At 61.2% G+C, this 13,296-nt stretch carries 9 protein-coding genes, 1 tRNA gene and 2 rRNA genes (1 of these 12 only partly in view); 6 read left to right on the top strand and 6 right to left on the bottom strand.

Annotated elements, in window-relative coordinates:
* From ACXAG6_RS00930 to tkt, 4 genes are all read left to right on the top strand, one after another.
* A 23S ribosomal RNA gene (locus ACXAG6_RS00930) occupies positions 1-1,941 on the top strand; it begins 888 nt to the left of the window's first position.
* A gap of 88 nt (positions 1,942-2,029) precedes the next feature.
* Positions 2,030-2,144, top strand: a 5S ribosomal RNA gene (gene rrf / locus ACXAG6_RS00925).
* An 81-nt stretch (positions 2,145-2,225) separates the two neighbouring features.
* A tRNA-Met gene (locus ACXAG6_RS00920) sits at positions 2,226-2,302 on the top strand.
* Between the two features lie 155 nt (positions 2,303-2,457).
* Entirely contained in the window at positions 2,458-4,449 is a 1,992-nt protein-coding gene (gene tkt / locus ACXAG6_RS00915; protein WP_475334114.1) for a transketolase, read from the top strand.
* 57 nt (positions 4,450-4,506) lie between these two features.
* Here the strand turns inward: tkt and ACXAG6_RS00910 are convergent, their stop codons facing one another.
* From ACXAG6_RS00910 to ACXAG6_RS00885, 6 genes are all read right to left on the bottom strand, one after another.
* Positions 4,507-5,538 (bottom strand): TRAP transporter substrate-binding protein, encoded by a 1,032-nt coding sequence (locus ACXAG6_RS00910; RefSeq protein WP_475334113.1) that lies wholly within the window; start codon positions 5,536-5,538, stop codon positions 4,507-4,509.
* Positions 5,539-5,696: 158 nt separating this feature from the next.
* Positions 5,697-6,731 carry a TRAP transporter substrate-binding protein gene (locus ACXAG6_RS00905; protein ID WP_475334111.1) on the bottom strand — a complete coding sequence of 345 codons (1,035 nt, stop codon included), beginning with the start codon at positions 6,729-6,731 and terminating at the stop codon, positions 5,697-5,699.
* Between the two features lie 170 nt (positions 6,732-6,901).
* Positions 6,902-7,690 carry an FAD binding domain-containing protein gene (locus ACXAG6_RS00900; RefSeq protein WP_475334110.1) on the bottom strand — a complete coding sequence of 263 codons (789 nt, stop codon included), beginning with the start codon at positions 7,688-7,690 and terminating at the stop codon, positions 6,902-6,904.
* A gap of 12 nt (positions 7,691-7,702) precedes the next feature.
* Positions 7,703-10,066, bottom strand: coding sequence for a xanthine dehydrogenase family protein molybdopterin-binding subunit (locus ACXAG6_RS00895; protein ID WP_475334109.1), 2,364 nt, complete (start codon positions 10,064-10,066; stop codon positions 7,703-7,705).
* A gap of 78 nt (positions 10,067-10,144) precedes the next feature.
* Entirely contained in the window at positions 10,145-10,630 is a 486-nt protein-coding gene (locus ACXAG6_RS00890) for a (2Fe-2S)-binding protein (protein WP_140015870.1), read from the bottom strand.
* Between the two features lie 52 nt (positions 10,631-10,682).
* Complete coding sequence (locus ACXAG6_RS00885) at positions 10,683-11,201, bottom strand: CoxG family protein (RefSeq protein ID WP_140015869.1); 519 nt, start codon at positions 11,199-11,201, stop codon at positions 10,683-10,685.
* 164 nt (positions 11,202-11,365) lie between these two features.
* On the opposite strand from ACXAG6_RS00885, the gene ACXAG6_RS00880 reads away from it, so the two are divergent.
* Both ACXAG6_RS00880 and ACXAG6_RS00875 read left to right on the top strand, forming a co-directional pair.
* The gene (locus tag ACXAG6_RS00880; protein ID WP_475334108.1) at positions 11,366-12,064 is read left to right on the top strand and encodes a response regulator; all 699 of its coding nucleotides are present in this window, start codon (positions 11,366-11,368) and stop codon (positions 12,062-12,064) included.
* 57 nt (positions 12,065-12,121) lie between these two features.
* On the top strand, positions 12,122-13,294 hold the full coding sequence (locus ACXAG6_RS00875) for an FIST N-terminal domain-containing protein (RefSeq protein WP_475334107.1): 1,173 nt from the start codon (positions 12,122-12,124) through the stop codon (positions 13,292-13,294).
* Positions 13,295-13,296 lie beyond the last annotated feature (2 nt).

The raw sequence follows: 13,296 nt of genomic DNA, 5'->3' as shown, positions 1-13,296 counted from the left end.
CTGGATGGGTAATGGGGCCCCACAGGCTTACTGATCCTAACCAAACTCCGAATACCCGGAAGTACTAGATGGCAGACACACGGCGGGTGCTAACGTCCGTCGTGGAGAGGGAAACAACCCTGACCTACAGCTAAGGCCCCTAATTCATGGCTAAGTGGGAAAGCAGGTGGGACGACCAAAACAACCAGGAGGTTGGCTTAGAAGCAGCCATCCTTTAAAGATAGCGTAACAGCTCACTGGTCTAGATAAGTTGTCCTGCGGCGAAGATGTAACGGGGCTCAAGCCATGAGCCGAAGCTTAGGATGCAGTAATGCATGGTAGCGGAGCGTAGTGTGACATAACTCCACGCCTTTTCTACATCCCTCGGGGTGTATTGAAGGCTCGGAGTTTTCTGTGAAGCCGGCCTGTGAGGGATCCGGTGGAGAGATCACTAGCGAGAATGATGACATGAGTAGCGACAAACAGGGTGAGAGACCCTGTCGCCGAAAGTCCAAGGGTTCCTGCTTAAAGCTAATCTGAGCAGGGTAAGCCGGCCCCTAAGGCGAGGCAGAAATGCGTAGCCGATGGGAACCACGTTAATATTCGTGGGCCAGGAAGATGTGACGGATCCCGAAGGTAGTTCATCCTTATCGGATTGAATGGGCTGCTTAGGGGTTCCAGGAAATAGCCTTCCATCAGACCGTACCCTAAACCGACACAGGTGGACTGGTAGAGAATACCAAGGCGCTTGAGAGAACGATGTTGAAGGAACTCGGCAAAATACCTCCGTAAGTTCGCGAGAAGGAGGCCCGGGTTCAAGGCAACTTGGATCCGGGGGCACAAACCAGGGGGTGGCGACTGTTTACTAAAAACACAGGGCTCTGCGAAGTCGCAAGACGACGTATAGGGTCTGACGCCTGCCCGGTGCCTGAAGGTTAAAAGGAGAGGTGAGAGCCTTGAATTGAAGCCCAGGTAAACGGCGGCCGTAACTATAACGGTCCTAAGGTAGCGAAATTCCTTGTCGGGTAAGTTCCGACCTGCACGAATGGCGTAACGACTTCCCCGCTGTCTCCAACATCGACTCAGCGAAATTGAATTGCCTGTCAAGATGCAGGCTTCCCGCGGTTAGACGGAAAGACCCCGTGCACCTTTACTACAGCTTCACACTGGCATCAGGCACAGCATGTGCAGAATAGGCGGTAGACTTTGAAGCAGGGACGCTAGTTCCTGTGGAGTCTCCTTTGAGATACCGCCCTTGCTCTGCTTGATGTCTAACCGCGGTCCGTTATCCGGATCCGGGACCCTGTGTGGCGGGTAGTTTGACTGGGGCGGTCGCCTCCCAAAGAGTAACGGAGGCGCGCGAAGGTTGGCTCAGAGCGGTCGGAAATCGCTCGTTGAGTGCAATGGCATAAGCCAGCCTGACTGCGAGACTGACAAGTCGAGCAGAGTCGAAAGACGGCCATAGTGATCCGGTGGTCCCGAGTGGAAGGGCCATCGCTCAACGGATAAAAGGTACGCCGGGGATAACAGGCTGATGGTGCCCAAGAGTCCATATCGACGGCACCGTTTGGCACCTCGATGTCGGCTCATCTCATCCTGGGGCTGGAGCATGTCCCAAGGGTACGGCTGTTCGCCGTTTAAAGAGGTACGTGAGCTGGGTTTAGAACGTCGTGAGACAGTTCGGTCCCTATCTGCCGTGGGTGTAGGATACTTGAGAGGAGTTGCCCCTAGTACGAGAGGACCGGGGTGAACGATCCACTGGTGGACCAGTTGTCGTGCCAACGGCAGTGCTGGGTAGCTATGATCGGAAAGGATAACCGCTGAAGGCATCTAAGCGGGAAGCCCCCCTCAAAACAAGGTATCCCTGAGGGCCGTGGTAGACCACCACGTCGATAGGCCGGAGATGTAAGCGCAGCAATGCGTTCAGTTGACCGGTACTAATTGCCCGATAGGCTTGATTTGATCCAGTAACAGCAAGGCCGTTACTGATCGAAAGCCGTACTACACCACAACGCGTGCTTGGCTTGGACGATGATGATTTCTTTCTTGGTTTGGTGGTCATAGCACGAGCAAAACACCCAGCTCCATCCCGAACCTGGCCGTTAAGTGCCGTAGCGCCGATGGTACTGCGTCTTAAGACGTGGGAGAGTAGGTCGCCGCCAAACCTAGTAAGAAGTCATCCGCCGTATCTCTCAAAACGATGACCAGCGCGAAAGTTCGAACGAAGCAATCGCGCACATAAGTGTCGCGGGGTGGAGCAGCCCGGTAGCTCGTCAGGCTCATAACCTGAAGGTCGTAGGTTCAAATCCTACCCCCGCAACCAACATCACGGCCCGCCTTTGGCGGGTTTTTTTGTGTCTGGCGCTTGTGTGTAGTTTTCCTAACAAGATCATTAAGTTTTCGAGTTTGCTCCGATCCGGGCCAATGGCTAGGAACGGGCGCGGGTTTTAGACCCGTCCGTTGAGGAGGAAGCCGGGCATGAATATTCAGAATTCGACCGAAACTGCCGTCGACATGCGGCGAATGGCGCATGCGATCCGCTTCCTTTCGATGGATGCCATCGTGCGTGCCGCCGATGGGCACCCCGGCACCCCCCTCGGAGGGGCTGATATTGTGACCGCGCTCTTCACCCGCCACCTCAAGTTTGATGCCGCCAACCCAACATGGCCGGATCGCGACCGCTTTGTGCACTCAGCTGGTCACGGCTCGATGCTGCTCTATTCGCTTCTTTGCCTTTGTGGTTATGAGAAGATCGACATGGAGCAGGTGAAAAACTTCCGTGTTCTTGGCTCTCACACCGCGGGCCACCCGGAGTATGATCCGGAGGCCGGGATCGAAACCACAACGGGGCCGTTGGGGCAGGGCATTGCGAATGCTGTGGGCATGGCCGTGGCCGAGCGCATTCTGAACGCCAAGTTCGGCGATGGGATCGTTGACCATTACACCTATGCCTACACTGGCGATGGCTGCCTGATGGAAGGGATCGCAGCCGAAGTCATCGCTATCGCGGGGCACCTGAAGCTGGGCAAGCTGATTTTCCTATGGGATGACAATAGGATGACCGATGACGGGCCGACCGATCAGGCGGTGTCGGAAGATCAGGCTACCCGATTTGAGAACAATGGTTGGCATGTGCAGGAGGTGGACGGGCACGACCCGGAGGCGGTTTCGGACGCCATAACCAAGGCGAAATCCGATGATCGGCCCAGCATGATCGCTTGCCGCACTCTGATCGGCTACGGCATCCCCCGGATCCAGAACGATCGCGCCGCCCACGGGGGCAAGATCACCACGGAAGACACTGACGCCGCGCGCGAGAAACTGGACTGGCCCCATGCGCCGTTTGAACTGCCGGGAGGGGTAGAGGCTGCTTGGCGAGAGGCTGGAGCGCGGGGCACATCGGCGAGGGAAGCCTGGCAAGCGCGGGTTGATGCCCTTCCGCCCGAGACCCGCGCCGAATGGAACAGGTTGATGGCCGGTGAGCTGCCGAGCGGATGGCAGACGGCGCTTGCGAAGAAGAAGGAAGAACTGGCCGACGCAGGGGGCTTGCCCGGCATTCGCGCCTCCGGCGAGATGGTCGCCGCTATGGCTGAGGCTATCCCAGAGCTCATCTCCGGTGCGCCCGACCTTGAAGCCGCCACACAACACAAACGCCAGCTTGCCCCTTTCACCGCCAACGATCGTTCCGGTCGTTACATCCACTACGGCGTCCGCGAGCACGCGATGGGCGCGATGATGAACGGGATGACGGTGCACGGCGGGATCGTGGCGATGGGCACCACTTTCCTCGTCTTTTCAGACTACATGCGCCACACCCTTCGGATGGCCGCGCTGATGCGCATTCCGGGGCTGTTCATCTTCAGCCACGATTCCATCGGGATCGGCAAGAACGGCCCAACGCATCAGCCTGTCGAGTATCTCGCCTCGCTACGAGCCTACCCGAATATGTGGACGATCCGACCGGCGGATGCGATTGAAATGGCCGAGGCTTGGGAACTGGGGCTCACCCATGCTGATGGCCCAACCTCCATTATCTGCTCTCGCCAGCCGCTCTCGGTTGTGCGGCCAGATGCCGGTAAGGAAAACCGGTCTGCCAAAGGGGCTTACGTTCTGGTGGAGGCAAACGGGCCGCGCCGGGCGACGATTTTGGCGACGGGCTCCGAGGTGGCAATCGCTCTTGCCGCGCGTGATCAGCTGGCCGCGCAGGGCGTTGAGACGGCGGTGGTTTCGATGCCTTGCTGGGAGCTGTTTGAGGCCCAGCCTAAGGCCTACCGCGATGAAGTGCTTGGGCGCGCGCCCCGTGTTGCCGTTGAAGCGGCCGTGCGCTTTGGCTGGGATCGCTACATAGGGGCGGAGGGTGCGTTTATCGGGATGGAAGGTTTTGGGGCGTCGGGTGACTTCCCCGATCTCTATCGTCACTTTGACATCACGCCGGAAGCCGTGGCCGATGCCGTTCGGATGAGCATCTGACACGAAAAAGGGCCGCAGCGTTACCGCTACGGCCCGAATTTCACACTTGGCTCAGAATCACTCGGTGTATTCAGCGATCTTGGCGCGGGCTTCGTCGATCAGCGCCTGACCGTCGATGCCCTTGGCCTCCATGTCCTTCACCCACTCTTCGTAGATCGGCTCGGCAAGCTCACGCCATTCGGCGGTGGCGTCCTCGTCGAGGGTGATGATGTTGTTGCCAAGGTCTTCGGCGATCTTGCGCGACGGGGCATCGGAGGCCTCCATCGTGTCGCCTGCGAACATGGAGAATTCGAGGCCGGAGTTATCGTCGATCACCTTCTTGAGGTCATCGGGCAGGCTCTCGTATTTGTCCTTGTTCATCGCCAGCACGAAGGTGAGCGTGTAGAGCGACACATCCTTGAACTCGGTGTGGTTTTCAACGAGCTCGGCCACCTTGAGCGAGGCCGTCACCTCCCACGGGATGGTGGTGCCGTCGATCACGCCTTTGGACAGCGCCTCCGACACGGCCGGAACGGGCAGGCCAACGGGCGTTGCGCCGAGCTTTTCGAGCAGGATGTTCACGGTGCGAGAGCCGCCGCGAATTTTCATGCCGTCGAGGTCGGCGGGCACTTCAATTGGATCCTTGGTGTGGAACAGGCCCGGGCCGTGGACCCAAGTGCCGAGGATGTGGAGATCCTTGAACTCGGTATCGCGCATGTGCTCTTCGAACATCTCCCAATAGGCGCGGCTGGCCGCTTTGGCCGTTGTCACCATGAAGGGCAGCTCGAAGACCTCGGTGCGCGGGTAGCGACCGGGCGTGTAGCCCACCACCGTCCAGACAATATCGGCTGATCCGTCGATGGCTTGGTCCATCAGCTCGGGTGGCTTGCCGCCAAGCTGCATCGAGGGATAGTGCTCTACCTTGATGCGCCCGTCTGACTGCTCCATGACATCAGCGGCCCATTTGTCGAGCACCAGCTTGGGCACGTTGGCCTGCGGTGGCAGGAACTGGTGCATCCGGAGTGTCACCTCCTGCGCCAATGCACTCGTGGCGCCGAAAGCGGCAAGGGCAACGCCGCCCATGGCCCCCAAAATCGTTCTGCGATCCATCCTCTAACTCCTCCCGTTAACCTGATGGTTTTTGCATTATAGTGCCGAGTTTGCCGTATATCACACCTTCGCGCCAGCAATAAAATCGACGATCTCAGCGATCATCGCAAAAAAACGCCCCGCTCTGAGGCGGGGCGCTTTGTTTCATGTGGAGTGTTTTACTTGCTGTATTCGTCGATCTTGGCGCGGGCCTGATCAATGAGCGCCTGCCCGTCGATCCCTTTGCTCTCCATGTCGGCCACCCATTCTTCGTAAATGGGCTGGGCGAGCTCTTTCCACTCTTCGGTGCCCTCGGCGTCGATGGTGATGATGTTGTTGCCAAGGTCTTCGGCAATCTTCAGGCCGGGCGCATCGAGCTCGTCCATCATCTTGCCGGCCCAGGCAGAGAATTCTGCGCCGGAATTGGCGTCCAGCGCGGCTTTGGCCTCGTCCGGCAGGCTCTCGTACTTATCCTTGTTCATGGCAAGCACGAAGCCAAGAACATAGAGGGAGTTGCCGGTGAACTCGGTATGGTTGGTCACCAGCTCCGAGCTTTTCACGGCGGTGGTCACTTCCCACGGGATGGTGGTGCCGTCGATCACGCCCTTGGAGAGGGCTTCAGACACAGCCGGAACCGGCATGCCAACGGCGGTTGCGCCGAGCTTCTCGACGAGGTTCGTCACCAGGCGCGAGCCGCCGCGAATCTTCATGCCTTGCAGGTCTTCGGGGCTTTCGACCGGATCCTTGGTGTGGATCAGGCCGGGGCCATGCACCCACGTGCCGATGATGTGCAGGTCTTTGAACTCGGTGTCCTTCATGTGCTCGTCGAACATGTCCCAGAAGGCCATCGACGTGGCTTCAGCCGTGGTGGCCATGAAGGGCAGCTCAAACACCTCGGAGCGCGGATACCGGCCCGGGGTGTAGCCGATCACCGTCCAGACAATATCGGCAACGCCGTCTTTGGCTTGGTCCATCAACTCGGGCGGGGTGCCGCCGAGCTGCATGGAGGGGAAGTGCTTGATGGTGAGCGTGCCATTCGATTCTTCTGCAACCTTGGCAGCCCAAGGCTCAAGGATTTGCGAAGGCACGGAGGCTTGCGGGGGCAGCATCTGGTGCAGGTTCAGCGTTTCCTGAGCCTGGGCCTGAGCGCTGAAACCAGCGGTCGCGAGGGCCGCAGCGCCTGCAATGTTGAGGAATTGGCGACGTGTTTTCATTTTATCCTCCCAGAGACATGAAAACTTGAGATCGGTGCTGATCGTGGCACAGAGCCTGCATGCGGGCCATGAGATATTGCGCCGCGTTAATCAAATTTTTCTTGAGCCCCCAAAGAGAAACGCCCCGCCGGGAGGGCGGTGCGCTAGTGTTTTCCTGCTGCCGGTGGCGGTTAGCTTGCCGCTGCGACGGCCCGTTTGGTGAGCACGCTGATCAGATGAGCGCGATACTCGGCAGTGCCGTGCAGGTCGTTGATAAGACCGTCGGCAGAGTGGGTGAGGCCGGACACCGCATCGGCAGAGAAGTTGCCCGCAAGCGCCTCCTCGGCCTCTGCCCAGCGAAACACGCCATCTTCACCCGCGCCGGTCACGGCCACGCCAACGCGGTCGCCGTACTTGGCCACGAAGACGCCAACGAGCGGGAAGCGCGAAGCCGGCTGTTCGAACTTCTGGTAGTCCGAGGCTTGCGGAACCGGGAAATCGACACCGGTGATGATTTCCCCCTCTTCGAGCGTTGTGGTGAACAGCCCGTCGAAGAAGTCACCCGCGGCAATCTCGCGGCTGTTGGTGCGGATGGTCGCGCCGGTGGCCATGCAGGCCGAGGGGTAGCAGGCCGCCGGGTCGTTGTTGGCGAGGCTGCCGCCGATGGTGCCACGGTTGCGCACCGCCGGATCGCCGATGAGCGAGGCCAACTTGGAGAGGCCCGCAAAGCTGCCCTTGGCTTCCTTGGCCACGGTCCCGTGGGTGGTGCCGCCGCCGATCTTCATCGTGCCGCCATCCGACGACACGCCTTTCATCTCGGCGATACCAGTGAGAGACACCAGCTTTTCGGGCATGTTGAGGCGCTGCTTGAGCGTGGGGATCAGGGTTTGCCCGCCGCCAAGTGCCTGCGCCCCTTCACTCGACAGGGCCGCAACGGCCTCGTCGATGGTGGAAGGCTTTTCGAAGTCGAAGTCATACATGTTCGTGTCTCCTCAACCGTTCATCGCGGCCCAGACCCGGGCGGGCGACAGCGGCATGTCGATATGTTTCACATCCTTTCCGGCGCGCTGCAATGCATCGCAGACGGCGTTGACCAGTGCAGGCGGAGAGCCGATGGCCCCGGCCTCGCCGCAGCCCTTCACCCCAAGCGGGTTGTGGGTGCAGGGGGTCTGGCAGGAGTGATCCACGATGAAATTTGGCAGGTCGGCCGCACGGGGCATGGCATAATCCATGTAAGAGCCCGAAAGCAGCTGGCCGTCATCGTCGTAGGCGCAGTTCTCGAGCATGGCCTGCCCGATGCCTTGGGCGATGCCGCCGTGCACCTGGCCTTCAACGATCATCGGGTTGACCACGTTGCCGAAGTCATCCGCTGCCGCGAAGGCCAGCACTTCCACCTTGCCGGTGTCCGGGTCCACTTCGACCTCGCAGCTGTAAGCGCCGGAGGGGTAGGTGAAGTTGGACGGATCGTAGAAGGCGGTTTCTTCCAAACCCGGCTCGATGTCTTCGAGCGGGTAGTTGTGGGGCACGTAGGCTGCGAGAGTCACATCGCCCCAGGCCACCGATTTGTCGGTGCCGGCCACGGTGAAGGCACCGTCCTTTAGCTCGATGTCGCCCTCGGAGGCTTCCATCAGGTGCGCCGCGATCTTCTTCGCCTTGGCGATGATCTTCTCGGTTGCACGCACCATGGCCGAGCCACCTACCGCAAGGGAGCGGGAGCCATAGGTGCCCATGCCCATCGGGGTGTTTGCGGTGTCGCCATGAACGATCTCCACCTGGGAGGCGTCGATGCCGATCATGTCGGCCACCACCTGCGGGAAGGCGGTTTCATGGCCCTGCCCGTGGCTGTGCGAGCCGGTCATCACCGAGATCGAGCCGGTCGCGTTCACCCGCACCGTTGCGCTCTCATAGAGGCCCGCACGGGCGCCGAGCTGGCCGACGAGGTTGGACGGCGCGATGCCGCAGGCCTCGATGTAGCAGTTCACGCCCAGCCCGCGCAGCTTGCCGCGTGCCTTGCTCTCGGCGGCACGCGCCTCGAACCCGGCGAAGTCGGCCACCTCGATGAGCTTGTCCATCGTGGCGTGGTAGTCGCCGGTGTCATACTCGACCGCAACCGGCGTGGCGTAGGGGAACTCGGTGATGAAGTTCTTCCGCCGCAGTTCGATCGGGTCCATCCCGATCTCGCGGGCAGCTTTGTCGATCACGCGCTCCAGCTGGTAGGTTGCCTCGGGGCGGCCTGCGCCGCGATAGGCGTCAACCGGCACCGTGTTGGTGAAGACGGCCTTCACGTTCACGTAGATCAGCGGCGTCTTGTAATTGCCGGCCATCAGCGTGCCGTGCAGCCAGGTGGGCACCGAAGGCGCGAAGGTGGAGAGATAGGCCCCCATGTTCGCGTAAGTCTCGGTGCGCAGGGCGGTAAAGTTGCCCTCTGCGTCCATCGCCAGCTCGATCTTGGTGACGTGGTCGCGGCCGTGAGCGTCGGAGATGAAGGCCTCGGAGCGTGAGCAGGTCCACTTCACCGGGCGCTTCACTTCCTTGGCGGCGAAGGTGCAGAAGGCCTCTTCGGCGTAGTGGAAGATCTTGGTGCCGAAGCCGCCGCCCACGTCGGGCGCGACAACCCGAAGCTTGTGCTCGGGAATGCCCAGCACGAAAGCGCCCATCAGCAGGCGAATGACATGCGGGTTTTGCGAGGTGGTGTAGAGCGTATGATCGCCCGTCGCGTCGTTGAAGTCCCCCACGGCCACGCGGGGCTCCATAGGGTTGGCGACGAGGCGGTTGTTCTTCAGCTCCAGCGTGGTGACGTGATGGGCGGATTTGATCGCCTCATCCACCGCGTCGCGGTTGTCTTCCACGAAGCCCCAATCGTAGCAGAGGTTGCTCGTCAGGTCGTCATGCACCTTGGGGGCGCCATCCTGCACGGCGGCTTTCATGTCGATCACGGCGGGAAGGTCGGTGATATCGACGTCGATCGCCTCTGCGGCGTCACGCGCCTCCTCCAGGCTCTCGGCCACCACGGCGGCAATCGGGTCGCCCACGTGGCGCACCTTGCCTTGGGCCAGCACAGGATGCGGCGGCTCTTGCATCGGCTCGCCGTGCCGATCGGTCACCTGCCAGCCGCAGGGCAGCCCACCGATGCCTTCGAAGTCCTTGCCGGTAAAGATGCGCACAACGCCGGGCATCCCTTCTGCGGCAGAGGTGTCTACGCTGTTCAGCTTGCCGTGCGCCACGTCGGAACGCAGAAAATACACGTAGGCCTGACCATGAATGTTGATGTCGTCGGTATACTTGCCTTTGCCGGTCAAGAACCGCACGTCTTCGCGCCGCTTGGTGCTGGCGCCAATGCCACCGTCTTTGGGCATCTTATCTCCTCCCTTGGGGATGGTGGGCAGGGCCCACCCTAAAGCTGATCCGGCCCGCAGAGCGGGGGCCGGGAAGGCTCACTCGGCGGCAACCGCGCTCACGTCCTGCCCGCTGGCTGCCATGATCGCCTTGACGATGTTGTGGTAGCCGGTGCAGCGGCAGATGTTGCCCTGCAGGTAGTTGCGAACTTCCTGCTCGGTCGGCTTCGGGTTGTCCTTGAGTAGGGCCGCGGCGGACATCACCATGCCCGGGGTGCAAAAGCCGCACTGTAGGCCGTGGTAGTCCTGAAACGCCTGCTGAATGGCGTTGAGCGAGCCGTCGGCGTTGGCCTGGCCCTCGATCGTGCTCACCTCGGCACCATCTGCCTCTTGGGCAAACATGGTGCAGGCCTTAACCGCCTCGCCGTTCACATGAACGACACAGGCACCGCATTGGCTGGTGTCACAGCCAACGTGGGTGCCGGTGAGTTTCAATTCTTCTCGCAAGAACGAAACGAGGAGGGTCCGCCCTTCCGCTTCGCCGGTCCGGGCTTTCCCGTTGACCGTCATGGTTACCGTTGCCATTGCAATCCTCCCTATGTGGTTATCCTGGCGTGTTGTGCTGGGTCGGGGAGGGTCAGCTGCCGGTCAGGCGCTTGAGCCACCCTTTCTTTTCTGTCTCTGCATCTTCGGCCGGGTCTTCCTCGCCCTCGGGCGGACCCTCGATGGCCGTCTGGAAATTTTGAAAGAACTGGTCGGCCATCTTCTTGGCGAAGCCGTCGATGATGCGCGAGCCGAGTTGGGCAAGTTTGCCGCCCACCTTGGCTTCCACCTTATAGGTCAGCTCTGTGCCCTCGGGCACTTCCTTGAGCTCCACATCAGCGCCGCCCTTGGCAAAGCCTGCCGCGCCGCCCTTGCCTTCACCGCTGATGGTAACGCTGTGGGGCTCGTTCATGTCCGTAAGCGTGACCGCCCCTTTGAACGTGGCCTTCACCGGGCCAACCTTTTGCACCACGGTCGCTTCGAAGCCCTCTTCGGGAGAGCCTGACATTTCGGTGCAGCCCGGCACGCAGGCCTTGAGCACATCGGCATCCAGCAGCCCGTTCCAGACGGTTTGCGGATCGGCTTTTATTACACGGCTGTCGCTGAGTTCCATGAATCACCTCCCTCAATTGATGAAGACCCTAGGAAGCGCGAGGGGCCGCGCCTATTCGACCAAAGGCTTGGTTGGGGCCCATCGGGTTTTGTCGGGTGCGAGTGTCACCCGCCCCCGACCAATTGGCAAGTGACTGACCAATCTTCGGCGGATAGTCTGGCCACATGGAACAGATCGACCGTGATATCCCTTCAGGCGCGTTCACCGGCTGGGCGCTGGTGGTGGATGACCACCCGCTGTTTTGCGACGCGCTCGAACTGACGCTCACAAGCGTTGCCGCCTTTCGGCAGGTTCGCACCTGCGACCGGTTGGAAACCGCGCTGACACTGCTGGGCGAGGCGCTGCCCGATCTGGTGGTGCTGGATCTCAACCTACCGGATGTGTCTGGCCTCGACGGTCTGATCCGCCTCAAAGCCGCTGCGCGGGGTGTTCCGGTTCTTGTTGCCTCCTCGATGGCTGAAAATCAGGTGATCTCGGCCGCGCTCAAGGCCGGTGCGGCGGGGTTTGTGCCCAAGCACAGCCCGCGCAGCACCTTTCGCGAGGCACTCGCCGCCGTTGCGCGCGGCGAAACCTACCTGCCGGATGATTTTGTTGAGGCGGAGGGCAAAGAGGGCGATGCGGGCGATGCCGTTGAGCGGCTTTCCACCCTGACTGCGCAGCAGGCGCGCATTCTTCAGTTGATCTGCCAAGGCAAGCTGAACAAGCAAATCGCCTTCGATCTGGCCATCGCCGAGACCACGGTTAAGGCGCATGTCACCGCGATCATGCGCAAGCTCGGCGTTCAAAGCCGCACGCAGGCGGTGCTTGTGGCCGGACAGGCCCGTTTTTCAGCCGTATTGCCAAGCGCGCCTGTCTCCTCCTAACTTGTGCCGCCACTGGCGCTTTCGGATGCGCCCCGGTGGCACGTGGGAGGAGCCCCTGTGACACTGACCAAAGACGGCCAACGGCACCAAGCCTTGCTGCATCTCGGCCCGCAGGTCGCAGAAGCCTTCGCGACAGATCCCGACCCTCTCGGGGTGCTGGCAGAAGAACTCGGCCCCGGCCCGTTTTCGCTCGTTTGCCTCTTCGTCAGCCCGGTGGGCGACTTTACGGAGTTGGTCACAGCGGCCTCGGGGCAGTTTGGAGAGGCGCAGGTGATGGCCTGCACGACGGCGGGTGAGATCGGGCGCGCCGGATATGTTGAAGAGCGCGTGGTGGCCGTCGGCTTTCCGGCGGAGACGTTTTCTACCGCCGCCGTCATGATCCGCGAGTTGAGCAGCCGGGATGCGCAGGCCTTTGGAGACAGGCTGGTGCGGGAGCGGCTCACACTATCGGAGCAGGCTCCGGACCGCCCCAACGCGTTCGCTTTCTTGCTGGTCGATGGCCTCTCACTGAAAGAAGACATTTTGGCCGCCGCGCTCTCCCCCGCGCTGGGCGGGATGCCGTTGTTTGGCGGCTCTGCGGGCGATGGGGTGGATTTTGCCCGCACCCGCGTCGCCCTCAATGCCGAGGTGGCTCAGGATGCCGCCGTTCTGGCGCTGGTCCGGACGGCCCTACCGATCCGGGTTTTCTCTATCAATCACCTCTTGCCGACCGAGGAGCGTATGGTGGTGACCGAGGCGGACCCGACCGCGAGGATCGTGAAAGCCATCAACGCCGAGCCTGCGGCGCGTGAGTACGCGCGGATTGTCGGCAAGGACCCTGACCAGCTTGATACCTTCACCTTCGCCGCCCACCCCGTGGTCGTCCGTATCGGGGGGGAGCACCATGTCAGGGCAATTCAACGGGTGACGGACGCGGGTGAGTTGCAGTTCTTTTCCGCCATCGACGAGGGCATGGTTCTGACCGTGGCCCACAAGCAGGATATTGTCAGCCATCTGGAAGAGGAGCTTTCGGCCCTTGCCCGCGAAGAGGCGCCCCTTTCAATTCTCGGGTGCGATTGCCTGTTGCGGCGCATGGAGGCCGAGCGGGCGCAGGCGGTGCGGGGCCTGTCTGACACGCTGTCACGGCATAAGGTCTCGGGGTTTTCCACCTATGGTGAGCAATTCGGGCCACTGCATGTGAATCAGACGATGACCGGCGTTGCGTTCTACCCGCCCGAGGGGGCGGTGTAGGG

The sequence above is a fragment of the Vannielia sp. ABF1_015 genome (genome assembly GCF_056160745.1).
Note: the sequence above shows the minus strand (reverse complement) of the source record. Positions and strands in the feature narration are given on the sequence as shown.